General features: G+C 72.2%; 20 protein-coding genes, 2 pseudogenes and 1 riboswitch. Of the genes and pseudogenes, 16 read left to right on the forward strand and 6 right to left on the reverse strand.

The features are described from left to right. Positions 1-49 precede the first annotated feature (49 nt). The 5 genes from LCH29_RS19055 (at position 50) to LCH29_RS19075 (ending at position 7,228) form a co-directional block, all read left to right on the forward strand. Positions 50-811: an NUDIX hydrolase gene (locus LCH29_RS19055; protein ID WP_009714572.1), complete on the forward strand. Its 762-nt coding sequence runs from the start codon at positions 50-52 to the stop codon at positions 809-811. A gap of 129 nt (positions 812-940) precedes the next feature. Then, on the forward strand, positions 941-2,980 hold the full coding sequence (locus LCH29_RS19060) for an ATP-binding cassette domain-containing protein (RefSeq protein ID WP_446462929.1): 2,040 nt from the start codon (positions 941-943) through the stop codon (positions 2,978-2,980). A 181-nt stretch (positions 2,981-3,161) separates the two neighbouring features. After that, positions 3,162-4,112 carry a FadR/GntR family transcriptional regulator gene (locus LCH29_RS19065; protein WP_063631560.1) on the forward strand — a complete coding sequence of 317 codons (951 nt, stop codon included), beginning with the start codon at positions 3,162-3,164 and terminating at the stop codon, positions 4,110-4,112. Positions 4,113-4,601: 489 nt separating this feature from the next. After that, a complete protein-coding gene (locus tag LCH29_RS19070) occupies positions 4,602-6,173 on the forward strand; it encodes an RNA polymerase sigma factor (protein ID WP_446462930.1) in 1,572 nt (523 codons plus the stop codon). Between the two features lie 224 nt (positions 6,174-6,397). Beyond that, entirely contained in the window at positions 6,398-7,228 is an 831-nt protein-coding gene (locus LCH29_RS19075) for a S1 family peptidase (RefSeq protein WP_446462931.1), read from the forward strand. Between the two features lie 203 nt (positions 7,229-7,431). Here LCH29_RS19075 and LCH29_RS19080 read toward each other — a convergent pair whose 3' ends face one another. After that, positions 7,432-7,662 carry a DUF7455 domain-containing protein gene (locus tag LCH29_RS19080; protein WP_123103422.1) on the reverse strand — a complete coding sequence of 77 codons (231 nt, stop codon included), beginning with the start codon at positions 7,660-7,662 and terminating at the stop codon, positions 7,432-7,434. A gap of 442 nt (positions 7,663-8,104) precedes the next feature. Between LCH29_RS19080 and LCH29_RS19085 the strand changes: the two genes are divergently transcribed. The 6 genes and pseudogenes from LCH29_RS19085 (at position 8,105) to LCH29_RS19110 (ending at position 13,396) form a co-directional block, all read left to right on the forward strand. Next, positions 8,105-10,228 carry a DNA gyrase/topoisomerase IV subunit B gene (locus LCH29_RS19085; protein ID WP_446462932.1) on the forward strand — a complete coding sequence of 708 codons (2,124 nt, stop codon included), beginning with the start codon at positions 8,105-8,107 and terminating at the stop codon, positions 10,226-10,228. Positions 10,229-10,467: 239 nt separating this feature from the next. Then, positions 10,468-10,668, forward strand: coding sequence for a hypothetical protein (locus LCH29_RS19090; protein WP_446462933.1), 201 nt, complete (start codon positions 10,468-10,470; stop codon positions 10,666-10,668). Beyond that, positions 10,604-10,956 (forward strand): annotated as a pseudogene (locus LCH29_RS19095) (ATP-binding protein); the annotation flags it as partial. The gene LCH29_RS19090 and the pseudogene LCH29_RS19095, both read left to right, overlap by 65 nt. 39 nt (positions 10,957-10,995) lie before the next feature. Continuing rightward, positions 10,996-11,238: pseudogene (locus LCH29_RS19100) on the forward strand (helix-turn-helix domain-containing protein); the annotation flags it as partial. A 101-nt stretch (positions 11,239-11,339) separates the two neighbouring features. Continuing rightward, a complete protein-coding gene (locus LCH29_RS19105) occupies positions 11,340-11,792 on the forward strand; it encodes a DUF485 domain-containing protein (RefSeq protein WP_446462934.1) in 453 nt (150 codons plus the stop codon). Then, positions 11,789-13,396 (forward strand): solute symporter family protein, encoded by a 1,608-nt coding sequence (locus tag LCH29_RS19110; RefSeq protein WP_446462935.1) that lies wholly within the window; start codon positions 11,789-11,791, stop codon positions 13,394-13,396. The genes LCH29_RS19105 and LCH29_RS19110 overlap by 4 nt, the downstream gene beginning before the upstream one ends. Positions 13,397-13,417: 21 nt before the next feature. Here the strand turns inward: LCH29_RS19110 and LCH29_RS19115 are convergent, their stop codons facing one another. From LCH29_RS19115 to LCH29_RS19125, 3 genes are all read right to left on the reverse strand, one after another. Further along, positions 13,418-14,119, reverse strand: coding sequence for a DUF7342 family protein (locus tag LCH29_RS19115; RefSeq protein WP_446462936.1), 702 nt, complete (start codon positions 14,117-14,119; stop codon positions 13,418-13,420). Further along, positions 14,116-15,798 carry an ATP-binding protein gene (locus LCH29_RS19120; RefSeq protein ID WP_446462937.1) on the reverse strand — a complete coding sequence of 561 codons (1,683 nt, stop codon included), beginning with the start codon at positions 15,796-15,798 and terminating at the stop codon, positions 14,116-14,118. Before LCH29_RS19120 ends, LCH29_RS19115 begins: the two co-directional genes overlap by 4 nt. A 102-nt stretch (positions 15,799-15,900) precedes the next feature. Continuing rightward, positions 15,901-16,887 carry a sucrase ferredoxin gene (locus LCH29_RS19125; RefSeq protein ID WP_446462938.1) on the reverse strand — a complete coding sequence of 329 codons (987 nt, stop codon included), beginning with the start codon at positions 16,885-16,887 and terminating at the stop codon, positions 15,901-15,903. A gap of 207 nt (positions 16,888-17,094) precedes the next feature. Here LCH29_RS19125 and LCH29_RS19130 point away from each other — a divergent pair, with 207 nt between their 5' ends. Further along, entirely contained in the window at positions 17,095-17,451 is a 357-nt protein-coding gene (locus tag LCH29_RS19130) for a tetratricopeptide repeat protein (RefSeq protein WP_446462939.1), read from the forward strand. Between the two features lie 93 nt (positions 17,452-17,544). Here the strand turns inward: LCH29_RS19130 and LCH29_RS19135 are convergent, their stop codons facing one another. Next, positions 17,545-19,995, reverse strand: coding sequence for a DNA gyrase/topoisomerase IV subunit A (locus LCH29_RS19135; RefSeq protein ID WP_446462940.1), 2,451 nt, complete (start codon positions 19,993-19,995; stop codon positions 17,545-17,547). 230 nt (positions 19,996-20,225) lie between these two features. Between LCH29_RS19135 and LCH29_RS19140 the strand changes: the two genes are divergently transcribed. From LCH29_RS19140 to LCH29_RS19155, 4 genes are all read left to right on the forward strand, one after another. Beyond that, positions 20,226-21,602: a M16 family metallopeptidase gene (locus tag LCH29_RS19140; RefSeq protein WP_446462968.1), complete on the forward strand. Its 1,377-nt coding sequence runs from the start codon at positions 20,226-20,228 to the stop codon at positions 21,600-21,602. Then, on the forward strand, positions 21,599-23,008 hold the full coding sequence (locus LCH29_RS19145; protein WP_446462941.1) for a M16 family metallopeptidase: 1,410 nt from the start codon (positions 21,599-21,601) through the stop codon (positions 23,006-23,008). The genes LCH29_RS19140 and LCH29_RS19145 overlap by 4 nt, the downstream gene beginning before the upstream one ends. Positions 23,009-23,233: 225 nt before the next feature. After that, positions 23,234-23,395: riboswitch (cyclic di-AMP (ydaO/yuaA leader) on the forward strand. A 14-nt stretch (positions 23,396-23,409) separates the two neighbouring features. Next, positions 23,410-24,204: a M23 family metallopeptidase gene (locus LCH29_RS19150; protein ID WP_446462942.1), complete on the forward strand. Its 795-nt coding sequence runs from the start codon at positions 23,410-23,412 to the stop codon at positions 24,202-24,204. Between the two features lie 210 nt (positions 24,205-24,414). Continuing rightward, a complete protein-coding gene (locus LCH29_RS19155) occupies positions 24,415-25,212 on the forward strand; it encodes a GntR family transcriptional regulator (RefSeq protein ID WP_446462943.1) in 798 nt (265 codons plus the stop codon). A 115-nt stretch (positions 25,213-25,327) separates the two neighbouring features. Here LCH29_RS19155 and LCH29_RS19160 read toward each other — a convergent pair whose 3' ends face one another. Then, positions 25,328-25,609: an HPr family phosphocarrier protein gene (locus LCH29_RS19160; protein WP_446462944.1), complete on the reverse strand. Its 282-nt coding sequence runs from the start codon at positions 25,607-25,609 to the stop codon at positions 25,328-25,330. Between the last annotated feature and the right edge of the window lie 46 nt (positions 25,610-25,655).

Below are 25,655 nucleotides of genomic sequence, written 5' to 3' on the forward strand. Positions count from 1 at the left end.
TCATGCTCAACGGCCTGATTATCGTCAGGCAGACGACTATGATCGAGTCATGCCCTACGACCCATCGGCCTTCCCGGCTTTCGCCGTCACCGTGGATCTGGTCGTGCTCACCGTGCGGCGGCACGCGCTGTGTGCGCTGGCCGTCCGTCGCGGCGAGCCACCCTTCAAGGGGCGATGGGCGCTGCCCGGCGGTTTCGTACGCGCCGACGAGGACCTGACCGCCGCCGCGGCCAGGGAGCTGGCCGAGGAGACCGGGCTGCACGCCCATGACCCGGCGCTTCCGGTCCCGCCGAACGCCGCACACCTCGAACAGCTCGCCACCTACGGCGACCCGAAGCGGGATCCCAGGATGCGGGTGGTCAGCGTCGCACATCTGGCGCTGGCGCCCGACCTGCCCGCGCCCCGGCCCGGGGGCGACGCCCACAGCGTCCGCTGGGCCCCGGTGGAGTCGCTGCTCGACCAGGAAGGAGCCTTCAGCCGGGACGCGGACCTGGCCGCCCCGCTCGCCTTCGACCACGCCCGCATCCTGGCGGACGGCGTCGAGCGCGCCCGCTCCAAGATCGAATACTCCTCGCTGGCCACCGCCTTCTGCCCGCAGGAGTTCACGGTCGGCGAGCTGCGCCGGGTGTACGAGGCGGTGTGGGGCGTGGCTCTGGATCCGCGCAACTTCCACCGCAAGGTCACCGGAACCCCGGGATTCCTGGTGCCCACCGGGGGCACGACGACCCGTCAGGGCGGTCGTCCCGCGCAGCTGTTCCGGGCCGGGGGTGCCACGCTGCTCAACCCGCCCATGCTTCGTCCCGAGGTGTGACGGCCTGTGACACGACGACTCATCAAGGGGTGTATGTGACGACGAAATAGGACATAGCGGGTTACCGTGCTCCGGTACACACCAGTCCCCACGTGCCACCGAGCGGTTCCATGCCCCGCGGGAGAAGCCATGATCCAGGCCACCGGACTGACCAGCGCCCGCCGTCGCAACCACGCGCCCGCCGTCGACGATCTCACCTTCGAGGCCCCGCCGCGCCGTGTCACCGCCTTGCTCGGTGGTCCCGGCGCCGGGAAGACCAGCGCGTTGCGGCTGCTGCTTCAGCTCGACCGGGGCCAAGGCTCCGCGTTCTTCCGGGGCCGCCCCCTGCACCGCATCCGGCGCCCGGCCCGTGAGATCGGCGTCCTCCTCGACGATGTCCCGGGACATCCGGGGCGCACCGTGCGCGGTCATCTGAGAATGCTCGGTGCCGCCGCCGGGGTGCCCGCCACGCGCGCCGATGTCGTCCTCGACGTCGTCGGCCTCACGGATCTGGCGGACGAGCGCCTCGGCGACCTGGCCCTCGGGATGGAGCGCCGCCTCGGCATCGCCACCGCGCTGCTCGGAGACCCGCACGCCCTCGTGCTGGACGAACCGGCCCGGGGCCTGTCGGCCCGCGAGACCGACTGGCTCAACGGACTGCTGCGCGGATTCGCCGACCAGGGCGGCGCCGTGCTGATCACCACCGAGGACGCCGAAGGGGTCGTCCGCGTCGCGGACCGCGTCCTCACGCTGGAAGAGGGCCGGCTGGTGGCCGATCAGTCGGTCGACGAGTTCGCCCGTACCCGGCTGCGCCCCCGCGTCGTCGTCCGCTCACCGCTCGCCGGACGGCTGGCCGCCGTCCTGGAGGAGGAGGCCCATGCCGCCCGGGAGGCGGCGGAGGTCGAGCGGCGCGCGGAGCGTGCGGCGGCGGCCGAAGCGGCGGCTCGCGCCCAGGCGGAGGAGGCCGCGGCCGAGGGTGAGGCCAAGGGTGGGATCAAGCTCAAGGCCACATCCAGGTTCGGCGGCCTCGGCCGCGCCAAGGACACGACGCAGGCCGAGGGCGACACCGCGCCCGCGGGAGCGAGCGCGCCCGAGGCGGATGCCGAGCCCGCCACGGTTCCCGTGCCTGTCCCGGGGCCCGGCGCCGCGGCCCCCGTGAGTGTCTTGGCCGAGGCGGAACCCGAGGCCGAGGAGGAGGCGGTCGCCGACCCGTTCTCGGTGGTGCGGGACGACGAGACCCGCATCTCCGTCTACGGCCTGCCCAGCGCCTCCGTCGGCGAGGCCGCCTACCGCCACGGCATCGTGGTGCACCGGCTGGTCGAGGAGACGGCCGACCTGGGACCCGCGACCCCCGCGGGAGCCCGCGCCCGCGCCCCCGAGACCTCGTCGCCCCGGGTGCTCCACAGGCTCCGGCTTCCGGGCCCCGCCTGGCCGATGCGGTACGAACTGCGCCGCGCCACCGGAGTGCGGTCCAGCTGGCTGATCGGCGCGGCGGCGCTCGCGCTCTCGCTCCTCGCGTCCGTGCTGCTGGCCCGCGACGGCGGTGCCGGGGAGCTGCACCGGCTGACCGGCTGGCCCACCGACCTTCCGCTGCCGCCCATCGCGATCGCCGCCGGGCTGCTGGGCGCCCTGGCCTTCGGCGACGAGTTCCGCTATCCGGCGCTGGCCCCCGCCCGGGACGCCGTACCGCAACAGATCGGTCTGCTGGCCGCCAAGTTCGTCGTCTGCGCGGTCGGTGCCACGCTGCTCTCGCTCGGCGCCATCGTCCTCGACAGCGCGGCGCTCCTCCTGCTCGTCGGCGGAAACGCGGTGCCGCTCCCGAGCGACTGGCCGGTGCTGATGGCGAGCGTTTTCGGCCTCACCATCGGCTGCTCTTGGGCCGGACTGCTCGCCGCGGGTGTCTTCCGGTCCACCGCGCTCGGGCTGGCCACGCTCCTCGCGGTGCCGCTCCTGGCGGTTCCCGTGGTCCGGCGCGCGATGGACGAGCCGTCGCTGCACTCGCTCGTCGGGCTGCCGCACCGGCTGCGCGCCGTGGCGCTGGACCGTCCGCCGTCCATGCTCAACCGGGGAGTGGCGGCCGTGCTGCGGCTCGCGGGCCAGCCCGTGGGACAGGCCCTGATGCTGTCGGTGGCGGTGCTGCTGTTCGCTTACGCCCTCACCGGGCTGCGCGGCAGAAGAGCCCGCCAGTAGACGGCCCTGCCGCGGACCGGGACGCAGGGGCCGGTCCGCGGCAGGGGATTCTGTGCCCCGGGAGCGGCTCGTCGATGGTCGCGCAGGGGCTGCTCATGAAGTGGTCGCAACTCCGGTGAAGGGTGCCGCTTTCTGTCCGAATCAGCGTCAATTGTGAGGTAATGGGCGATCACCCTTTCGTGTGCTTTTCACCAAAGACCTCAAGGGTCTCCGGAGCGTCGCCGACAAAGGATGCGTGAGTACCCTTGCGCACACCACCATGACCGCGGCTCGCCCCGCCGACTCCGGCCTCGCCGGCTCGGGCGAGCTTGACCGCTACTCCTACGCCGACGCCCCCGGCGCCGACCGCGGCAGTGCCCCCTCCTGGGACGGCGCGGACGCGGAGATCGGCCGGGTGGGCCGCCGCGCGGCCGGCAACCGGGGCCGCGGGCTGCACGGCCAACTCGTTCAGCAGCTCGGCCAGATGATCGTTTCCGGCGACCTGGGCGCGGACCGCCCGCTGGTCCCGGAGGAGATCGGCCAGCGCTTCGAGGTCTCCCGCACCGTCGTCCGGGAATCGCTGCGCGTCCTCGAAGCCAAGGGCCTGGTCAGCGCCCGTCCCAACGTCGGCACCCGGGTCCGCCCGGTCAGCGACTGGAACCTGCTGGATCCGGACATCATCGAGTGGCGTGCCTTCGGGCCGCAGCGTGACGACCAGCGCCGCGAGCTGTGCGAGCTGCGCTGGACGATCGAGCCGCTCGCGGCGCGCCTCGCCGCGGGGCACGGCCGCGAGGACGTGCAGCAGCGGCTGGCCGACATGGCGGAGATCATGGGGCACTCGCTGACCCAGGGTGACACTCTCACCTTCTCCCGCGCCGACGCCGAGTTCCACGCCCTGCTGCTCCAGGTCGGGGGCAACCGGATGCTGGAGCACCTGGCGGGCATCGTCGCCGCCGCGCTCCATGTCTCCGGCGCGCCGGCCAGCGGCTGTGACCGGCTCACCGAGGCGAGCGTCGGCCACCACCGCCGGATCGTCGAGGCGGTCGGGTCGGGAGACGCCGCCGCGGCCGAAGGGGCGATGCGCCAACTCCTGACCGTCCACCCGGATCTCGATCACGCCGAGGTCGGGGTGCCCGCGCCGCGCGAGCACTGACCCCGCGGCGCGTACGGCGCCCGGGGCGTACGGCGTATGGCATGCCGCGGGCGGCGGGCCGCCGGCGGTGAGCGGGGTACGGCGTACGGAGCGGCGTCGCCGGATCCCGCCCGCGGGTTCGGCGGCGCGGCGCGGAGCCTGGCGACGGCGCGGAAACGTGGAGTGCGGGACGTGACATGAGACGCAGTACGGGCTGACCAGGAAGGCCGCCCGGGAGTCGGCGCGTGATCGACTCGGAGTTATCTGTCCCGTTGGGTGGGTATTAAGACCGATATGTGGTGTGACTCGGGCCACGACGATTGGGCGTAACGCTCTTTGGGGCAGCGCGATGATTAAAGAGGTGGCAGCCGCGGAGGGAATACGGATGTCGCTCGCGACGCTGTACTCCTCCGCACTCCGCCCGCGCGCCGTCGGTTCATCCCTGCCGGCGGTCGTCGGCTCCGGTCCACAGCGGACGGGGCCGGAAGCCGTTTCCAACGTTCCGAGAGGTTGTTCGTGTCGGCCAGCACATCCCGTACGCTCCCGCCGGAGATCGCCGAATCCGAGTCTGTCATGGCGCTCATCGAGCGGGGAAAGGCTGAGGGGCAGATTGCCGGCGATGACGTGCGTCGGGCCTTCGAGGCTGACCAGATTCCGCCAACCCAGTGGAAGAACGTTCTGCGCAGCCTCAACCAGATCCTCGACGAGGAGGGTGTGACGCTGATGGTCAGTGCCGCAGAGGCGCCCAAGCGCACCCGCAAGAGCGTCGCAGCGAAGAGTCCGGCAAAGCGCACCGCCACCAAGACCGTCGCGGCCAAGACGGTCGCCGCCAAGAAGGCCCCCGCTGCTCCGGCCGCTCCCGCGGCCGCCGCGGGAGGCCCGGCCGAGGAGGCGTCGGCGCCCCCCGCGAAGAAGGCCGCCGCCAAGAAGACCACCGCCAAGAAGGCGGCGGCGAAGAAGACCACCGCCGCGAAGAAGACGGTCGCGAAGAAGACCACCCCCAAGAAGGACGTCACCGACGAGATCCTCGAGGCCGAGGACGTCATCGAGGAGGTGCCGACGGGCGGCAAGCCGGCCCCCGAGGGTGCCGAGCCGGAGCCGGAGAACGCGGGCTTCGTGCTCTCCGACGAGGACGAGGACGACGCCCCCGCGCAGCAGGTCGCCGCGGCCGGCGCCACCGCCGACCCGGTCAAGGACTACCTGAAGCAGATCGGTAAGGTCCCGCTGCTCAACGCCGAGCAGGAGGTCGAGCTCGCGAAGCGGATCGAGGCCGGTCTGTTTGCCGAGGACAAGCTCGCCAACTCCGACAAGCTCGCCCCCAAGCTCAAGCACGAGCTGGAGATCATCGCCGAGGACGGCCGCCGCGCCAAGAACCATCTCCTGGAGGCCAACCTCCGTCTGGTGGTCTCCCTGGCCAAGCGCTACACGGGCCGCGGCATGCTCTTCCTGGACCTGATCCAGGAGGGCAACCTGGGTCTGATCCGCGCCGTCGAGAAGTTCGACTACACCAAGGGCTACAAGTTCTCGACGTACGCCACCTGGTGGATCCGCCAGGCGATCACGCGTGCCATGGCCGACCAGGCCCGCACCATCCGTATCCCGGTGCACATGGTCGAGGTCATCAACAAGCTCGCGCGGGTGCAGCGCCAGATGCTCCAGGACCTGGGTCGTGAGCCCACTCCGGAGGAGCTGGCCAAGGAGCTGGACATGACCCCCGAGAAGGTCATCGAGGTCCAGAAGTACGGCCGTGAGCCGATCTCCCTGCACACCCCGCTGGGTGAGGACGGGGACAGCGAGTTCGGTGACCTCATCGAGGACTCCGAGGCCGTCGTCCCGGCCGACGCCGTGAGCTTCACCCTGCTCCAGGAGCAGCTGCACTCGGTGCTCGACACGCTCAGCGAGCGCGAGGCGGGCGTGGTGTCCATGCGCTTCGGCCTCACCGACGGTCAGCCGAAGACGCTCGACGAGATCGGCAAGGTCTACGGCGTGACGCGTGAGCGCATCCGCCAGATCGAGTCCAAGACCATGTCGAAGCTGCGCCACCCGTCCCGCTCCCAGGTCCTCCGGGACTACCTGGACTGACGGGCGGCTTCCGCGCCGCACAGCGCCAACACGAAGGCCGGGGCCTCCTCGGAGGGCCCGGCCTTCGTGCTGTCGGAAGCGCCGTCCGCGGAACGTGCTGCCCGGGGACGAATCACTCGGTTGGCCCAGGGCGGCCCGCCCCGATTGGACCTCCCCGGGATGCGGATCACGCCGGGCGGGGTGACGCTGGGTGGGCGACTCGCTCCGTACGGTCAGGAGGCTGCATGCGTAAGTCGCTGCCCTCGTCCCCCGCCCGCCTCGCCATGCTGCTCGCGGCCGCGCTCGCGCTGCTGTTGCTCGCGCCCGGCCCGGCGACGGCCGATCGTGCCGTGGTGGGTGGGCACCGGGTTCGTACGGCCGAGGCGCCCTGGGTTGTCGCGCTGGCCAGCCGTGAGCTGTTCGGGGAGAAGCGCTCGGGCCAGTTCTGCGGCGGTGTGGCGGTGACCCCCACGAAGGTCATCACGGCGGCGCACTGCCTGAGCCGGGCGGTGCTGGGCAAGAAGTGGCAGGAGGTGCGGGACCTGCGGGTGATCGTCGGCCGCAATGATCTGCGCGGGACCCGCGGGGTGGAGATGGCGCCCGCGAAGGTGTGGGTCAACCCGGCGTACCAGTCCGACGACCGGGCCGGTGACATCGCGGTGCTCACCCTGGGGCGGCCGCTGCCGCCCGCCTACGTCATCCGCATGGCGCGGGCCGGGGATCCGGCGTACCGGGCCGGGAGCAAGGCGCTGGTGTACGGCTGGGGTGATACGGACGGTGACGGCAGCTATGCGCTGACGCTGCGGGCCACGGCGGTACGCGTCCTGACCGACGCGACGTGCCGGAGCGCCTATCCCGGCAACGCGGAGGGCGATTACCAGTCGGCTTCGATGGTCTGTGCCGGGGTTCCGGGTGGCGGCCGGGACGCCTGTCAGGGGGACAGCGGAGGTCCGCTGGTCGCCGACGGGCGGCTGGTGGGCCTGGTGTCGTGGGGGAGTGGCTGTGCGGTGGCCGGACGGCCGGGCGTCTACACCCGGATCTCGGCGGTGGTGTCGCTGGTGGCCGCGTATGGCTGAGGCGGCCGAGGGGGTGCCTCAGGTCCGCCGCGGGGTCCGAGAGGCCCGGGAGGGGCCCGGAGGGGTCCCCGGGGTCCTGGGCGCCGGACGGCGTCAGCGGTCGCGACACGCCACGACGAGCGCGGGCGGCCCTCCCCTGGCTGGGGCGGGCCGCCCGACGTCCGGCCCTTGGCCGGTTTCGCTCGTCGTCGTGGCGCGAGGCGTCAGCGTTCGTCGTCCGACGCAGACGCCGGAGCGGCGGTCAGCCGCTCGGTCTCGTCCTGTATTTCCGCGGCGATCTTCTTGAGTTCCGGCTCGAACTTGCGACCGTGGTGGGCGCAGAAGAGCAGTTCACCGCCGCTCATCAGGACGACGCGCAGGTATGCCTGGGCGCCGCAGCGGTCGCAGCGGTCAGCGGCCGTCAGCGGGCTCGCGGGGGTCAGAACAGTAGTCACGTCGCCTCTTCTCTAGCTCGACGAGCTGTCGTACCAGGGTCAACATCCAACCAGCCCGATATCGTTCCCGCTCGTGGCTTTTTCTCAAAAATTGCTTCTGAGTGGGCCGGATGGTGACGGTTGGCGGCGAATGAGCCGTATTGCGTTGGTTTACGGATTCACGTCGCTTGTCGGGTTTTGTCCCCCCGGCCGGGTTGCCGGTTGTGAATGAGGACGTGCCCGGAGCCTAAATGGTTCATGCCTCCAAGGGAACGTGATGTGTGCTTCACGCCAAACGGGCTATCGAACGTACGAGCGAAAACAGGGCGGCCTGGACTAGGATGGACGTTTCACGGGTGGCGGCACGAAGGCTCTATCAGGCCTCGGTACGCTCTGACGGGCGACCCGTGCCACCATCGTGCCCACAGTTGGGCCAACAGAAATTCAGCGAGGAGCGAACCGCGTGACCGCCGACACGTCCGTGCCGTCCACTGCGATGCTGACCGGAGCAGACCGGGGCGGCTCCAACTACACCGCGCGGCACCTTCTCGTCCTCGAGGGGCTCGAGGCAGTGCGCAAGCGGCCCGGTATGTACATCGGATCGACCGACAGTCGCGGTCTCATGCACTGCCTCTGGGAGATCATCGACAACTCCGTGGACGAGGCCCTGGGCGGCTATTGTGACCGCATCGAGGTGCATCTGCACGACGACGGTTCCGTGGAGGTCCGGGACAACGGCCGGGGGATCCCGGTCGACGTCGAGCCCAAGACCGGGCTGTCCGGTGTCGAGGTCGTGATGACCAAGCTGCACGCCGGCGGCAAGTTCGGCGGCGGAGCGTACGCGGCCTCCGGCGGTCTGCACGGCGTCGGCGCCTCCGTGGTGAACGCGCTGTCCAGCCGCCTCGACGTCGAGGTGGACCTGCACGGCAAGACCCACTCGATCAGCTTCCGGCGCGGCGTCCCCGGAATCTTCACCGAATCCGGACCGGACGCCCCCTTCGACCCCTCCAGCGGCCTCCTCAAGGGCAAGCGGGTCCCCAAGACCCGCACCGGTACCCGCATCCGCTACTGGTCGGACCGGCAGATCTTCCTCAAGGACGCCAAGCTCTCCCTGGAGACGCTGCACGCCCGCGCCCGCCAGACCGCCTTCCTGGTGCCGGGCCTGACGCTGGTCGTCCGGGACGAGCGGGCTCTCGAGGGCCGGGAGGGGCCCGTCGAGGAGGAGTTCCGCTACGACGGCGGCATCAGCGAGTTCTGCGAGTACCTCGCCCAGGACAAGGCCGTCTGCGACGTGCTGCGCCTGTCCGGGCAGGGCACCTTCAAGGAGACCGTGCCGGTCCTCGACGAGCGTGGCCACATGACGCCGACCGAGGTCACCCGGGAGATGGGCGTCGACATCGCGCTGCGCTGGGGCACCGGCTACGACGCCACCACCAAGTCCTTCGTGAACATCATCGCCACACCCAAGGGCGGCACGCACGTCTCCGGCTTCGAGCGCTCGGTCACCAAGACCGTCAACGAGGTGCTGCGCTCCGCCAAGCTGCTGCGCGTCGCCGAGGACGACGTCGTCAAGGACGACGTCATGGAGGGCCTGACCGCCGTCGTGACCGTGCGGCTCGCGGAGCCGCAGTTCGAGGGGCAGACCAAGGAGGTGCTGGGCACCTCGGCCGCCTCCCGGATCGTGGCCAATGTGGTCGCCAAGGAGCTGAAGGCGTTCCTGACGTCCGCCAAGCGGGACGCCAAGCAGCAGGCCCGCGCCGTCCTGGAGAAGGTCGTCGCCGCGGCCCGTACGCGCATCGCGGCCCGCCAGCACAAGGAGGCGCAGCGCCGCAAGACCGCGCTGGAGTCCTCCTCGCTGCCCGCGAAGCTGGCCGACTGCCGCAGCGACGACGTGGACCGCAGCGAACTGTTCATCGTCGAGGGCGACTCGGCGCTCGGTACGGCCAAGCTCGCCCGGAACTCCGAGTTCCAGGCGCTGCTGCCGATCCGCGGCAAGATCCTCAACGTCCAGAAGTCGTCCGTGTCGGACATGCTGAAGAACGCCGAGTGCGGATCGATCATCCAGGTCATAGGGGCCGGTTCGGGCCGTACGTTCGACATCGACGCGGCCCGCTACGGCAAGGTGATCTTCCTTGCCGACGCCGATGTCGACGGCGCCCACATCCGCTGTCTGCTGCTCACCCTCTTCCAGCGCTACATGCGGCCGATGGTGGAGCAGGGGCGGGTCTTCTCGGCCGTGCCGCCGTTGCACCGGGTGGAGCTGATCAACCCGAAGCGGGGTCAGGAGAAGTACCTCTACACGTACTCCGACAACGAGCTGCGGGAGACGCTGCTGGACCTGGAGCGCCGTGGGGTCCGCTACAAGGACGGCATCCAGCGCTACAAGGGTCTCGGCGAGATGGACGCCGACCAGCTCGCGGAGACGACGATGGACCCGCGTCACCGCACGCTGCGGCGCATCAACATCAGCGATCTGGAGGCCGCCGAGCAGGCGTTCCACCTGCTCATGGGCAACGAGGTCGCGCCGCGCAAGGAGTTCATCACCAACTCGGCGGCGACCCTGGACCGGTCGCGCATCGACGTCTGAGGCATCTGAGGTACCTGAGGCCTCTGAGGCGTCCGAGGCGTCCGAGGAGTCCGGGCGACGTCTGAAGCGGCCGTCTCTCCACCCCCGGGTGGAGAGACGGCGTCCACCCGGAATCCGCCCTGGCTCCGATCTCCGTGGCCGGGCCCGTCCGTAGCGTCGGGAGCGTTGTCGTTCCCGCCCCACGGAGGCTCTTGTCATGCCGGAACTCGCCCGGGTCGTGCTCATCGCCGCGGTCGTTCGTGATCGTGCTCGTACGGCAGTTCCGGCCGCAGAAGGTGACCGAGGACGCGCGGCGCTGGTGGGTGGTGCCGGTGGTGCTCGGCTACCTGGCCCCGCGTGAACCCGGGCTGATCGACCACGACCACCGCGTGGCCGCCGCGGCGCTACTTCCTGCGGGATTCGGCCGCGGCCGAGGGCGCCCGCTTCGTACGGGAGGGTGAGCCGCGGACGCTGACCGCGGAGGCGGGACTCACGCTCCGCCGGGTCGCCCAGGAGGCGCTGACGAACGTCCGCAAGCACGCGCCGGGCGCCCGGGTGGAGCTGCGGCTGGGCTACGCCGCGCCGCGGTCTCGCTCGAGGTCCGCGACAGCGGTGCCCGCTCGGCACCGGCCGCCGCCGGTCTGACCGTCAGTGGCGCCGGGTACGGTCTGCTCGGAATGCGCGAGTGCGCCGAACTCCTCGGCGGCACGCTGGAGGCGGGACCAGAGGGGGAGCGGTTCGCGGAGCGAGACGGGTCCGACCGGGGCGAGTCCGGGCGGGACACCGCCGCCGGGCCGCTGCCGGACGGGCTCACGACCCGCGAGGCGGAGGTCCTGGCGCTGGTCGCCGAGGGGCTGTCCAACCCGGAGATCGCGCGCCGACTGATGATCGCGCCCGCCACCGTGAAGACGCACATCAACAACCTGTTCGCGAAGACCGCGGTCCGCGACCGCGCCCAGGCCGTGCGCTACGCCTACCGCTACGGCATCGCCGCTCCACGGGACGACGATTCCGGGTCGTTCATCACCTGAGTCACCTGATGGGGTGAACGTCCGGTATTGGAGTATCCGGGATCTTCTCCCTCTGTCCATCCTTGGGCACGCCAACGCGGCAGTGAACAAGGAGCTTTCGGGTGGACATGCACAACGCGCGCGATGCCGGGGCGGCCCGGCTGGACGATCCCTGGTACGACGCGCTCGCCTCCGGCTGGGGCGGGCCGGACGAGACGGCCGGTCCGCCCCGGCGCGCCCGCCCGCCCGCCGCCGAGGAGGTGTACACGGAGGTGCACGGCAGCGCCGCGTTCCAGGAGGTGCGCAGGCGTTACCGCCGCTTCGTCTTCCCCGCGGTCGCCGCCTTCCTGCTCTGGTACCTCGCGTATGTGGTGGCGGCGACGACCGCGCCCGGTGTGATGGCCCGCCCGGTGGCGGGGTCGCTCAACGTCGCGATGGTCGCGGGGCTCGCGCAGTTCGCCACCACGTTCCTGCTGACGTGGGCGTACGCCCGCCATGCCCGGCTGCGCAGGGACCGGGTCGCGCTGGAGCTGCGCTGGGTGACGCAGGAGATGATGCGGGGGCACGGGCGGTGACGGGAAATCAGCAGAGCCTCGCGCTGCTGCTCTTCGGCGTCTTCGTGGCCGCCACGCTCGCGATCACCACGTGGGCGAGCCGCCGGCGGCAGGGCTCCCCGGAGGAGTTCTACGCGGGCGGGCGGCTGTTCTCGCCGATGGAGAACGGCTTCGCCATCGCGGGCGACTACATGTCGGCCGCCTCCTTCCTCGGCATCTCCGGCCTCATCGCGCTCTTCGGCTACGACGGGGTGCTCTACTGCGTCGGCTTCCTGGTGGCCTGGCTGGTGGTGCTGCTGCTGGTCGCCGAACTCGTCCGCAACTGCGGCCGGTTCACCCTCGCCGACGTGCTGGCCGCGCGGATGAGCGAGCGCCCGGTCCGGATCGCCGCGGGCGTCTCCTCGGTCACCGTCTGCGTGCTCTACCTCGTCGCCCAGATGGTCGGCGCGGGCAGCCTGGTCGCCCTGCTGCTGGACGAGACGGGGGCCCGGGCCCGGTCCTGGACGGTCATCGGCGTCGGCACGCTGATGGTGGTCTTCGTCGCGCTGGGCGGGATGCGGGCCACGACCTGGATCCAGATCGTGAAGGCCGTCCTGCTGATGGGCGGCGCGGTGGCGCTCACCGTGCTCGTCCTGGTCCGCTTCCACGGCGACATCGACAGCCTGCTGAGCACCGCGGCGCGGCACAGCGGGCAGGGCAGCGACTTCCTCGCCCCGGGGCTCGCGTACGGCGACGGCTGGACCGCCCGGCTGGACTTCGTGAGCCTGGGCGTCGCCCTCGTGCTGGGCACCGCGGGGCTGCCGCACATCCTCTCGCGCTTCTACACCGTGCCGACCGCCCCGGCCGCCCGCCGGTCCGTCATCTGGTCGATCGGGCTGATCGGCGGCTTCTACCTGATGACGATCGTGCTGGGCTTCGGCGCGGCGGCCGTGCTGGGCACCGATGCCGTGCGCAGCTCCAACGCGGCGGGCAACACGGCCGTGCCGCTGCTCGCGCTCGATCTCGGCGGGGGCGCGGGATCGACGGGCGGGACCGTGCTGTTCGCGATCGTCGCCGCCGTCGCGTTCGCCACCATCCTCGCCGTCGTCGCCGGGATCACCCTCGCCTCCTCGGCCTCCGTCGCCCACGACCTGTACGCCTCGCTGAGCCGCCGCAAGGACCGCACACCGCGCAGCGAGGTCGCGGTCGCGCGGGTCGCGGCGGTCGGGATCGGGGCGGCGGCGATCGGCCTCGGGCTGCTCGCCGACGACCTCAACGTGGCCTTCCTGGTGGGGCTCGCCTTCGCGGCCGCCGCGTCGGCGAACCTCCCGGTGCTGCTGTACTCGCTGTTCTGGCGGCGGTTCACCACGCGCGGAGCGGTGTGGTCGGTCTACGGAGGGCTGGTCCCGGCGGTGGTGCTGGTGGTGTTCTCCCCGGTGGTCTCCGGCGGGCCCGACGCGATCTTCTCCGGGGTGGACTTCCATCTCTTCCCGCTCCAGAACCCCGGGCTGGTCTCGGTCCCCCTCGGCTTCCTCGCCGGCTGGCTCGGCACGGTCCTCTCCGACGAGGCCACGGACGCCCGCGGGCACGCGGCCCGGCACGCGGAGACGGAGGTGCGGGCCCTCACCGGGGCGGGCGCGGCCTGAGGGCGCCGCGCGCCCCCGGGCTCAGACCCAGTCGTAGCGGTGTTCCGGGCGGCCGGTCTCGCCGTACTTGAGGCTGAGCCGCACCCGGCCCGTGCGCTCCAGGAGCTTCAGATAGCGCTGGGCGGTCTGTCTGCTGAGCGACGCGCGCTCGGCGACCTCCTGGGCCGACAGCGGGCCGTCGGCGCCGCGCAGCACCTCCCGTACGAGGTCGGCGGTGAGCGCCGAGTGGCCCTTGGGCAGCTCGGCGGGGCCCGCCGACGCGCCGCCCAGGGCACCGAAGATCCGGTCCACCTGGTCCTGTCCGGCCTCGCCGCCGCCCGCCAGGGCGCGGCGCAGCGCCGCGTAGCCCTCCAGCTTGGCGCGCAGCCCGGCGAACGTGAACGGCTTGACCAGGTACTGGAGCGCGCCGTTGCGCATCGCGGCCTGCACGGTGCCGATGTCGCGGGCGGCGGTCACCATGATGATGTCCGTGTGATGGCCCAGCTGCCGCAGCCGCCCCACCAGCGCGAGTCCGGTCTCGTCCGGCAGGTAGTGGTCGAGCAGGACGAGGTCGGCGTGGCCGCGCTCCAGGAAGGCCAGCGCGTCGGCGGCCGTGTGCGCCTGCCCGGCGACGCGGAAGCCCGCCACCTTCCCGACGTACGCCGCGTTGACGCGGGCGACCCGTACGTCGTCGTCCACGACCAGTACCCCGATGAGACCGCCCGGGCCGGTGTCCGATGTCATCGCGGCTCTCCTGTCGCGGTCAGCGGCGCGTTGGCCGGTTCCCCGGCCGGTTCCTGGGTCAGCGCCTCGGGGAGGACGACGGTGAACTCGGCGCCGCCGCCGTCACGGTCGGCCACCCGTGCGCTGCCGCCCTGGCGCTCGGCGAGGCGGCGCACCAGGGCCAGCCCGATGCCGCGCTGTCCGTGCGCGGGCGGCTTCTTGGTGGACCAGCCCTCGGTGAACACCAGGTCGCGCCGGTCGGCGGGGATGCCGGGCCCGGTGTCCGAGACCCGCAGCAGCACCGTACGGTCGTCCGCGCACAGCTCCACCTCGACCCGCGGCTCGGCCGAACCGACCGCCGCGTCCAGCGCGTTGTCGATCAGGTTGCCGACGATCGTCACCAGCCCCGGCGGATCCACCAGCCGGTCCGGCAGCAGGGTGCCCTCGGCGATGCGCAGGGACACCCCGCGCTCCGTGGCGACCGTGGCCTTGCCGACCAGCAGGGCGGCCAGCAGCGGATCGTGCACCCGCTCGGTGACCTGCTCGGCGGTGGCACGGTGGACGCCGACCGCCTCGGTGATGAACTCCACGGCCTCCTCGTGGAGTTCGAGTTCGAGCAGGCCGAGGAGGGTGTGCATCCGGTTGGCGTGTTCGTGGTCCTGGGCGCGCAGGGCGTCGATCAGCCCGCGGGTGCCGTCCAGTTCGCGGCCGAGCCGTTCCAGTTCGGTGCGGTCGCGCAGGGTGGCCACCGCGCCGCCGTCGTCCGTGGGCATCCGGTTGGCGACCAGCACCCGGCCGCCGCTGACGGTCAGCAGATCGGCGCCGGTGACCCGCCCCGCCAGCACATCGGTCGTGCGGCCGGGCGGCAGCACCGCCTCCAGGGGCTGTCCGGTGTCCTCGGCGCGCAGGTCCAGCAGCCGCTGCGCCTCGTCGTTCATCAGCCGGATGCGGCCGTGCGCGTCGAGCGCGACGACGCCCTCGCGGATGCCGTGCAGCATGGCCTCGCGCTCGGCGAGCAGCGCGGAGATGTCGGAGAAGGCCAGGTCATGGGTGCGCCGCTGGAGCCTGCGGGACACCAGATAGGCCGCCAGGGCGCCGACGGCGAGCGCGCCGCCCGCGTACGCGAGCATCCCGGGCAGCGTGCCGAGCAGCCGTCCGCGCACGGTCTCGTACGCGATGCCGACCGACACCGCGCCCACGATGCGGCCGTCCCTGTCGCGCAGCGGCACCTTGCCGCGGGCCGAGCGGCCGAGCGTGCCGTTGTCGATCTGCATGACCTCATGGCCCGCGAGGGCTTGCTCGGGGCTGGTCGAGACGTGCTTGCCGATCTCGTCAGGGGAGGTGTGCGACCAGCGGACCCCGCGCCGATCCATGATCACGACGTACTCGGCGCCGGTCGCGCGGCGGATGCGCTCCGCCGCGGCCTGGACCGGTCCTCCCCGGCTGGGCCGGGTGTGCTGGAGCGCCGTGACCAGCCGCGGCTCGGAGGCCGTGGTCTGGGCGATGGACAGCGCCCGGCGCATGGCCTGGTCGTCGAGCTGGGAGCCGAGCGGGCGCAGGAAGAGGCCGGTCGCGAGCACGGTGACGCCCGTGGCGATGGCCAGCTGCATCAGCAGCACCTGGGAGAAGACGCGTCGGGGCCAGCCGATGCGCCACCTTGTGGCCGCGGAGGGCGGCCCCGGCGGTATCGCGGCGCTCATGGCAACGAAGGGTAACGAAGGGCAGGGCGAGGGCACGCCCCCGTACCCCCGGCGGCCGCGCGCGGCGGGGGAGGCCGGGGCCGCTGGGGAGAGGGCGGTCGCTCAGCGCCTGGCGGCGGTGACCGTCCGTCCGGCGCGCGCGGGCCGCACGGCCCGGATGCCCACCACGTCCATGCGGGCCGGGGAGCCCAGCGGCGACCCGCAGCTCTGCGGCCGCGGCGGTGCGGCGGCCGCCTGCGCCACGCTCACCCGCCACACCCGGCCGTCGGTGTGCGCCACGGTCACCGACCAGGCGGGGGCGGCGCTCTCGGTGCGTATGACCGTCAGCGCGTCGGCGCCGTCCTCACCGGTCAGCTCGCGGACCGCCAGCTCGGCCGCCTGTCCGGGCCGCTCCCAGGCGGAGCGGCCGCGGCAGCCCTCGGTGGCCACCCGGTTCTCGCGCAGCGCCGCGAGGGTGTCCTTGACGTCCTGGGCGGTGACCCGGCCGTAGGCGTAGCCGTGCGGCAGGACGACGAGCGTCGGCGAGAAGCGGTGGCCGCCGATGTGGGTGATCTCCCAGGTCCCTTCCACCCCGGCGGCGGTCAGCTCGGCGGCCAGCGGGCGGCCGAGCAGCGCGCAGCAGCGGTCGCGCTTGCCGTTGGTGCACACCAGCACCAGCGGATCGCCGGTGTACTCCTCCCACTCCCCGGGGAGGCCGCCGGGAGCGTCGTCGGCCGCACCGGCAAGGCAGCCCGCGTCGCCCGCGCCCAGCGCGGCGAAGTCCAGGCCGAGCAGCTGCCCCGGGTCGGCGAGGGCGGTCGTACGGATCCAGGAGCGGCCGGGCCGGGTGTGCGCCACGAACACCCGGTGACGGCTGCCCGCGTGCAGGTCGGCATGGCGCCCGGGCCGGCGGATCAGCGCGACCCGGACGCCGGTGCCTTCGGCGGCGCGCTCCAGGGCGCGCCCCACGGCCGGGTCCAGGCGGCTGGCGGTCAGGGCCTCGGTGCCCCAGGGGCCCGGTTGTTCGACAAGCAGCCAGGTGGGGGCGGTGGCCGCCGTCCCGGCGAGCGGCTCGGACAGATCCCGGGAAGCGGTCGTGCACGTGCTCACGAAGGTAAGCCTAACCTCTGTCGATCAACTTCGCGCACGGGTGGGGTAATCAGGGTGACGGGGGAGCGAGACGGTCCGGTTCCCCGGGGACGCGCACCCTGTTCCGCGGGGGCCGGGACGGCGGGAGAATGGCCGCTCCGGGGGCGGAGGGGGGTTCTGATGTGCGGGCTGTGGGCGCGGTGGCGCGGACGCCGAGGGAAGCGCGGGGTGCGGCGGCTGGATCCGGCGGTGCGGGCGAGGGTGCGGGCGGCGTACGCCGAGGGGCGGCCGATCCCCGAGGAGCTCGCCCGGCAGGCGGCGCTCGCCGGTGACCGGGAGGGCATGACGGTCTACGGCATCGGGCTCGGCAACCGCGGTGCGTACCCGGAGGCCCTGCACTGGCTCGGCAAGGCGGTGGACGCCGGGGATCTCACCGCGCTGGTGGTGCTCGGCACCCTGCATCTGGACCTCGGCGACCCGACCGGGGCGGAGCGGCACTTCCGGAAGGCGGCCGACCGCGGCCACCCCGGCGCCCGGGTCGCGCTCCGGCAGCTGCGGGCCCGCCGCAACGGCGCCGGGCACTGAGGAGGCGCCGCGCTCGTCGCTCACGGTAGCCGCATGCGCAGGGGCGCGGCACCGCTCCGGTGCCGCGCCCCTGACCGTCCGCTCCCGCCGTGCCTACACCGGCCCGGCGACCACCGCCACCGGCTTGGCGAGCGGCACTCCGGAGCCGTCCCGGCGAGGATCGGGCTCCGGCAGCGGCACCGGGGCGCCGGTGGCCGACGCCGCGCGGGCCGGGGTCGCGCCCGCCCAGGCCAGCACCAGACAGTCCTCGCCCTTGAGGAACCGCTGACAGCGCACCCCGCCCGTGGCCCGCCCCTTGCGCGGGTACTGGTCGAAGGGGGTGAGCTTGGCCGTCTGCTGTACGGAGTCGTCGAGCGTGCCGTGCGTACCCGAGACCGTGAACACCACCGCGTCGGCCGCCGGGTCGACCGCCGTGAACGAGATCACCTTCGCGTCGGGCGCGAGCTTGATGCCCGCCATGCCGCCCGCGGCCCGCCCCTGCGGCCGCACCTGGCCGGCCGGATAGCGCAGCAGATGGGCGTTGTCGGTGATGAAGACCAGATCCTCCTCGCCGGTGCGCAGCTCGACCGCGCCCACGATCCGGTCGCCCTCCTTGAGGCCGATGACCTCCAGCTCCTCCTTGTGGGCCGGATAGTCCGGGACCACGCGCTTGACGACGCCCTGCTCCGTGCCGATCGCGAGCCCCGGCGAGGACTCGTCCAGGGTGGTGAGGCAGATCAGCTCCTCACCCTCCTCCAGGGACAGGAACTCGGCGATCGGCGCCCCGCCCGCCAGGTTCGGGGTCGCGGAGGACTCCGGTAGCTGGGGCAGGTCGATCACCTGGAGCCGCAGCAGCCGCCCCGTCGAGGTCACCGCCCCGACCTCCGCGCGGGCCGTCGCCGGGACCGCCGAGACGATCACGTCGTGCTTGCTGCGCTTGGCCTGCTCGCCCGCGAAGGGCTCGCCGTTCGCCGTACGGGCCAGCAGCCCGGTGGAGGACAGCAGCACCCGGCACGGGTCGTCCGCGACCTCCAGCGGCACCGCGGCCACCGGGGCGTCGGCGGACTCCAGCAGCACCGTGCGCCGCGGGGTGCCGAACTTCTTGCCCACCGTGGCCAGTTCGGAGGAGACCAGCTTGCGCAGCTCGGCGTCCGAGTCGAGGATCCGGGTCAGCTCCTCGATCTCCGCGTTGAGCTTGTCGCGCTCCGACTCCAGCTCGATGCGGTCGAACTTGGTCAGCCGGCGCAGCGGAGTGTCCAGGATGTACTGCGTCTGGACGTCCGACAGGTCGAAGCGGTCCATCAGCGTTTCCTTGGCCTGCGCCGAGTTCTCGCTGGACCGGATGAGGCGGATGACCTCGTCGATGTCGAGCAGAGCCACCAGCAGCCCCTCGACCAGGTGCAGCCGGTTGCGCCGCTTGGTGCGCCGGAACTCGCTGCGCCGCCGCACCACGTCGAAGCGGTGGTCGAGGTAGACCTCCAGCAGCTCCTTGAGCCCCAGCGTGAGCGGCTGGCCGTCCACCAGCGCCACGTTGTTGATGCCGAAGGACTCCTCCATCGGCGTGAGCTTGTAGAGCTGCTCCAGCACGGCCTCCGGGTTGAAGCCGTTCTTGATCTCGATCACCAGGCGCAGGCCGTGCGCACGGTCGGTGAGGTCCTTGACGTCCGCGATGCCCTGGAGCTTCTTCGCGCCGACCAGGTCCTTGATCTTGGAGATGACCTTCTCGGGACCGACGGTGAAGGGCAGTTCGGTGACGACGAGGCCTTTGCGGCGGGGCGTCACGTCCTCCACGGCCACCGTGGCGCGGATCTTGAAGCTGCCGCGCCCCGTCTCGTACGCGTCCCGGACGCCGCTGAGCCCGACGATCTGGCCGCCGGTCGGCAGGTCGGGACCCGGCACATGCCGCATCAGCGTGTCGAGGTCCGCGCCCGGGTGCTTGATCAGGTGGCGGGCGGCGGCGACCACCTCGCCCAGGTTGTGCGGCGGCATGTTCGTCGCCATGCCGACCGCGATCCCGGACGTGCCGTTGACCAGCAGGTTCGGATAGGCGGCGGGGAGGGTGACGGGCTCCTGCTCGCTGCCGTCGTAGTTCGGCGAGAAGTCGACCGTGTCCTCGTCGATGGACTCGGTCATCAGGGACGTCGCCGAGGCCATCCGGCACTCGGTGTACCGCATGGCGGCGGGCGGGTCGTCGTTGCCCAGCGAGCCGAAGTTCCCGTGGCCGTCGACCATCGGCAGGCGCATCGAGAACGGCTGCGCCATGCGCACCAGCGCGTCGTAGATCGACGCGTCACCGTGCGGGTGGAGCTTACCCATCACCTCGCCGACGACGCGGGCGCACTTCACGAAGCCGCGCTCGGGGCGCAGCCCCATCTCGTTCATCTGGTAGAGGATGCGTCGGTGCACGGGCTTGAGCCCGTCGCGGGCGTCGGGCAGCGCGCGCGAATAGATGACCGAGTAGGCGTACTCCAGGTAGGAGCCCTGCATCTCGTCGACGACGTCGATGTCGAGGATGCGCTCCTCGAAGTCGTCCGGCGGCGGGCTCTTCGTGCTGCGGCGGGCCATCGCGCTTGCGGCTCCTTCAACGGCAGAGCGGGATCTGACGCGGACCATTGTGGCCCCGTCCACCGACAACTGTGGAACGGGCCGTCCCCGAACGGCACGGCGGGACCTCTGCCGGACCTTTGCGTGACGGGAACTTCGCCAGATGTCCGTGCGGTTGCATACAGTGACAGAAGCGCTCATCACAGCGGTTCGCACGCGCTCCACACGCGATCGAAGGGACGTACATGCCCATGGGTCACACGGCCACGCAACAGGCCGGCTCCGGCGGCCTGAAAGCGACCGAGCACCGTCTGGCCAACGGCCTGCGGGTAGTGCTCTCCGAGGATCACCTGACCCCGGTCGCCGCGATCTGCCTCTGGTACGACGTCGGCTCACGCCACGAAGTCAAGGGGCGTACCGGCCTCGCCCACCTCTTCGAGCACCTGATGTTCCAGGGCTCGGCCCAGGTGACGGGGAACGGCCACTTCGAGCTGGTCCAGGGGGCCGGCGGCTCGCTCAACGGCACGACCAGCTTCGAGCGCACCAACTACTTCGAGACGATGCCCGCCCACCAGGTCGAGCTGGCGCTGTGGCTGGAGGCGGACCGGATGGGGTCCCTCCTGACCGCGCTGGACGACGAGAGCCTGGAGAACCAGCGGGACGTCGTCAAGAACGAGCGCCGCCAGCGCTACGACAACGTTCCGTACGGCACGGCCTTCGAGAAGCTCGTCGCCATGGCCTACCCCGAGGGCCACCCGTACCACCACACCCCGATCGGCTCGATGGCCGACCTGGACGCCGCCTCCCTGGAGGACGCCCGGGAGTTCTTCCGCACGTACTACGCGCCGAACAACGCGGTGCTGTCCGTCGTCGGCGACATCGACTCCGAGCAGACGCTCGGCTGGATCGAGAAGTACTTCGGCACCATCCCCTCCCACGAGGGCAAGCGGCCGCCCCGCGACGGCACGCTCCCGGAGGTCATCGGCGGGCAGCTGCGCGAGGTCGTCGAGGAGGAGGTCCCGGCCCGCGCCCTGATGGCCGCCTACCGGCTGCCGCACGACGGCACCCGTGAGGCCGACGCCGCCGACCTGGCGCTGACCGTCCTCGGTGGCGGCGAGTCCTCCCGGCTGCACAACCGACTGGTGCGCCGCGACCGTACGGCAGTCGCCGCCGGGTTCGGTCTGCTGCGGCTGGCGGGCGCGCCGTCGCTGGGCTGGCTGGACGTGAAGACCTCCGGCGGGGTCGAGGTGCCCGGCATCGAGGCCGCCGTCGACGAGGAGCTGGCCCGCTTCGCCGAGGAGGGCCCGACGCCGCAGGAGATGGAGCGCGCCCAGGCGCAGATCGAGCGCGAGTGGCTGGACCGGCTGGCCACCGTCGGCGGCCGCGCCGACGAGCTGTGCCGCTTCGCCGTGCTGTTCGGCGACCCGCAGCTGGCGCTGACCGCCGTGGGGCGGGTGCTGGACATCACCGCCGAGGAGGTGCGGGCCGTGGCCGCGGCGCGGCTGCGCCCCGACAACCGGGCCGTGCTGGTCTACGAGCCCGTCCAGGGCGCCGAGGACGCGGACGACGAGTCCTCCGGTGCCGCAGAAGCCGCCGACACCGACGCAGAAGGGGAGGCGGCCCAGTGAGCGACGCCGTCACCGCCACCATGACCTTCCACCCGCAGCCGCAGGGCGGCGCCCCCAAGCCGTGGGCCTTCCCGGCGCCGGAGCGCAGTGAGCTGTCCAACGGGCTCACCGTGCTGCGCTGCCACCGCCCCGGCCAGCAGGTCGTCGCCGTGGAGATCAACCTCGACGCCCCGCTGGACACCGAACCGGCCGGTCTGGACGGCGTCGGCACGATCATGGCGCGCGCCCTGTCCGAGGGCACCGACAAGCACACCGCCGAGGAGTTCGCCGCCGAGCTGGAGCGCTGCGGCGCCACCCTGGACGCCCACGCGGACCACCCCGGCGTCCGGGTCTCCCTGGAGGTGCCGGTCTCCCGGCTGCCCAAGGCGCTCGGCCTGCTCGCCGACGCGCTGCGCGCCCCCGCCTTCCCCGACGGCGAGATCGAGCGGCTGGTGCGCAACCGACTGGACGAGATCCCGCACGAGCTGGCGAACCCGGCCCGCCGTGCCTCCATGGCTCTGGCCAAGGAGCTGTTCCCGGCCGAGTCGCGGATGTCCCGGCCGCGCCAGGGCACCGAGGAGACCATCGAGGGCATCGACGCCGCGGCGGTGCGCGCCTTCTACGAGGCGCACGTCCGGCCGTCCACCGCGACCGCGGTCGTCGTCGGCGACCTGGCCGGTGTCGACCTCGACCAGGCGCTCGCCGACACCCTCGGCGCCTGGACCGGCGGCCCGGCCCCGCAGCGCTCGGTCCCGCCGATCATCGCCGACGACACCGGTCGTGTGGTGATCGTCGACCGGCCCGGCGCGGTCCAGACCCAGCTGCTCATCGGGCGCATCGGCGCCGACCGGCACGACCGCGTCTGGCCCGCGCAGGTGCTCGGCACCTACTGCCTGGGCGGCACCCTCACCTCCCGGCTGGACCGGGTGCTGCGCGAGGAGAAGGGCTACACCTACGGGGTGCGCGCCTTCGGCCAGGTGCTGCGCTCCACGCCGCCCTCGCCGGCCGGTGGCGGCTCGGCGGGCGCCTCGCTGCTGGCGATCAGCGGTTCGGTGGCCACCGAGGTCACCGGCCCGGCGCTGGACGACCTGTGGACGGTGCTGCGGACGCTGAAGGAGGAGGGGCTGACGGACGCCGAGCGCGATGTCGCCGTGCAGAACCTCGTCGGCGTCGCCCCGCTGAAGTACGAGACGGCCGCCGCTGTCGCGGGCACGCTCGCCGACCAGGTCGAGCAGCACCTGCCGGACGACTTCCAGGCGCAGCTGTACGCCCGGCTCGCGGAGGCGGGGACGGTGGAGGCGACCGCGGCGGTCGTGAGCGCCTTCCCGGCCGACCGGCTGGTGACCGTGCTCGTGGGTGACGCCTCGAAGATCGAGGAGCCGGTCAGGGCGCTCGGCATCGGAGAGGTGCGCGTCATCACCGGCTGAACCGCTCTCCGCCGGGCCCGAGATGTTCCGGGGCCCGGCTCAACGCACCATCAGAACAAGGACCCTGGCGTCAAGCGAGACGCCAGGGTCCTCCCTTATGCCCGATATGAGGGGCGTTTGGTTTGTGGCGAGAACAACAAAAACCCGTAACCGTTTGGTGATCGAAACGCGGCCCGTTTAGCGTCAGTGCGGCTGTTCGCCGGATACCCGCCGCACCCGCGGCACGGACAGTCATCGCCGAGTCCCATGGTGCGAGTGCCAGGGGAGCCGGGGACCCAAACGTCCCTGGGGTGAATCGGACGCCTTCCCCGGCCGGGGGAGGGGCCCGTAGGAGACCTTCCTGCTCCGAACCCGTCAGCTAACCCGGTAGGCGAGAAGGAAGGAAAGGAGTGCGCCACCACATGGCGTTCACCCGTGCCGCAGGGAAGCACCGACGTCCCAGCCAGACCGCCGTCCGTACCGGCGCGAACATCGCCGGCATCACCACGGTCGCCTCGGGCGTCGTCGCCGGCATCGCCGGCCCGGCCCTCGCCGCGACCGGCGAGACGCCGTCTCCCCAGGACACCGGTCTCCGCCAGGCGATGGTGATCGGCGACGGCCTCTCCGACCAGATCGACGCGCAGGCCCAGTCCCAGGAGAGCGCCGCCGAGGCCGCCGCCGCCAAGGCGAAGGCCGAGGCCGTGGCCCGCCAGGAGGCCGCGCGGAAGGCCGAGGCGGCCGCGAAGAAGGCCAAGGCGGAGCGCGAGGCCAAGGAGCGCGCCGCGCGCGAGGAGGAGCGCAAGCGCCTCAACACGTTCGTGTCGCCCGTCGAGGGCTCCTCCGTCTCCACCGGTTACCAGGCGTCCAGCGGCCTGTGGTCCTCCGGCAGCCACACCGGCATCGACTTCAGCGCCTCCACGGGCACCGAGGTGCAGTCGGTGGGCATGGGCGAGGTCGTCGAGGCGGGCTGGGGCGGCTCGTACGGCAACAACGTCGTCATCAAGATGAACGACGGCACCTACACCCAGTACGGCCACCTCTCCTCGATCGGTGTCTCGGTCGGCCAGAAGGTCACCCCCGGCCAGCAGATCGGCCTGTCCGGCGCCACCGGCAACGTCACCGGCCCGCACCTGCACTTCGAGGCCCGCACCACCGCGGAGTACGGCTCGGACATGGACCCGCTGTCCTACCTGCGCTCGCACGGCGTCAACCTCTGACCCGTCGCCGCTCCTGTCGAAAGGCCCCGTCCGCTCCGGACGGGGCCTTCGGCGTTACCCGGCCGGGACGCTCCACTGTGACCAAAAAATATCCCTGAATTGCCTTCGCCCATCGGAAATCCCGGCGGCTTCGAATAGAGTCGCTGAACACGCGTCAATCGGATGCGTTTCGCGGGGTTGAGGCGGAGGTTCGACAATGCGGGACCGGAAGTGAACGGGGATACGGCCGCACTCCAGGGCGGTCGCCGGATTTCGGCGCATGCGGTGTGCACGGCGATCCGTGACGACATCATCTCCGGTACCTATCCGCCCGGCAGCCGGCTGACCGAGGAGCTGCTCGCCCGGCGCTACGGGGTCTCCCGGGTGCCCGTCCGCGAGGCGCTGCGCACCCTGGAGTCCGAGGGCTTCGTCACGACCCGGCGGCATGCGGGCGCGTGCGTCGCCCAGCCGTCCGAGAAGGAGGCGGCCGACCTCCTGGACATCCGGGCCCTGCTGGAGCCGCTGGGCGCCGCCAGGGCCGCCCAGCGCCGCACCGAGGGGCATCTGAAGGTGCTGCGCGGTCTGGTCCGGCTCGGCCAGGAGCGGGCCCAGCGCGGCCGCTTGGGCGAGCTGCGCTCGCTGGGCGACTGGTTCCACGAGACGCTCGCCCAGGCGTCCGGCAGCCCGAGCCTGGCGGGAATGCTGGTGCAGCTGCGGCGCAAGACGGCGTGGGTGTACGCGTCGGACCCGGCCCGGCAGGCCGCGCAGGTGGTCCAGTCCATGCAGCCCGTACAGGCCGCGCCGGGCCTACCGGGGGCGACCGGGGGCGCCGACCCGTCGGTGCGCGCCGTCGAGTCCTGGGCGGAGCACGGGGCGATCGTGGACGCGGTCGCGCGCGGCGACGCCGACCGGGCGCGGGCGCTCGCCGCCGCGCACACCGAACGCTCGCTGGCCGAATACCGATTGCGAAACGGGTCCCAGGTGAGAACTTCGAAACATTCCGTAAACACGGCGAGCGGCCGGAATTAACAGCCGTCCGCTAATGCGGCTCAATGGAATTCGGGATGCGAAAAAACAACGGGGCCGCGGTGACCCGTAATGGTTCACCGCGGCCCCGCCGCGCCGAAATGTGATTCGGACGGAATCAGACGATCTCCGGAAGCTCCTCAAGGCCCTCGGCCACCAGCTTCGCCAGACGGTCGAGCGCGACCTCCGCGTCGTCGGCCTCGGAGGCGAGCACGACCTCGTCGCCGCCCTGAGCGCCCAGGCCGAGCACGGCGAGCATGGAAGCGGCGTTGACCGGGGCGCCGCCCGCCTTGGCGATCGTGATGGGGACGCCGGCGGCGGTCGCCGCACGGACGAAGATCGACGCCGGGCGGGCGTGCAGGCCCTCGGCCCAGCCGATGTTGACGCGGCGCTCAGCCATGGTGTTGCCCTTCAGATCTGCGGGTGCTGTTGTCTAGACCAGATCA

The organism is Streptomyces sp. BRA346 (assembly GCF_052851135.1).

Bases quoted from the DNA above. Each gene is read 5' to 3' on its own strand.
- LCH29_RS19055 (WP_009714572.1), top strand. From the start codon at position 50: ATGCCCTACGACCCATCGGCCTTCCCGGCTTTCGCCGTCACCGTGGAT.
- LCH29_RS19060 (WP_446462929.1), top strand. From the start codon at position 941: ATGATCCAGGCCACCGGACTGACCAGCGCCCGCCGTCGCAACCACGCG.
- LCH29_RS19075 (WP_446462931.1), top strand. From the start codon at position 6,398: ATGCGTAAGTCGCTGCCCTCGTCCCCCGCCCGCCTCGCCATGCTGCTC.
- LCH29_RS19115 (WP_446462936.1), bottom strand. From the start codon at position 14,119: ATGACATCGGACACCGGCCCGGGCGGTCTCATCGGGGTACTGGTCGTG.
- LCH29_RS19120 (WP_446462937.1), bottom strand. From the start codon at position 15,798: ATGAGCGCCGCGATACCGCCGGGGCCGCCCTCCGCGGCCACAAGGTGG.
- LCH29_RS19135 (WP_446462940.1), bottom strand. From the start codon at position 19,995: ATGGCCCGCCGCAGCACGAAGAGCCCGCCGCCGGACGACTTCGAGGAG.
- LCH29_RS19140 (WP_446462968.1), top strand. From the start codon at position 20,226: ATGGGTCACACGGCCACGCAACAGGCCGGCTCCGGCGGCCTGAAAGCG.
- LCH29_RS19150 (WP_446462942.1), top strand. From the start codon at position 23,410: ATGGCGTTCACCCGTGCCGCAGGGAAGCACCGACGTCCCAGCCAGACC.
- LCH29_RS19160 (WP_446462944.1), bottom strand. From the start codon at position 25,609: ATGGCTGAGCGCCGCGTCAACATCGGCTGGGCCGAGGGCCTGCACGCC.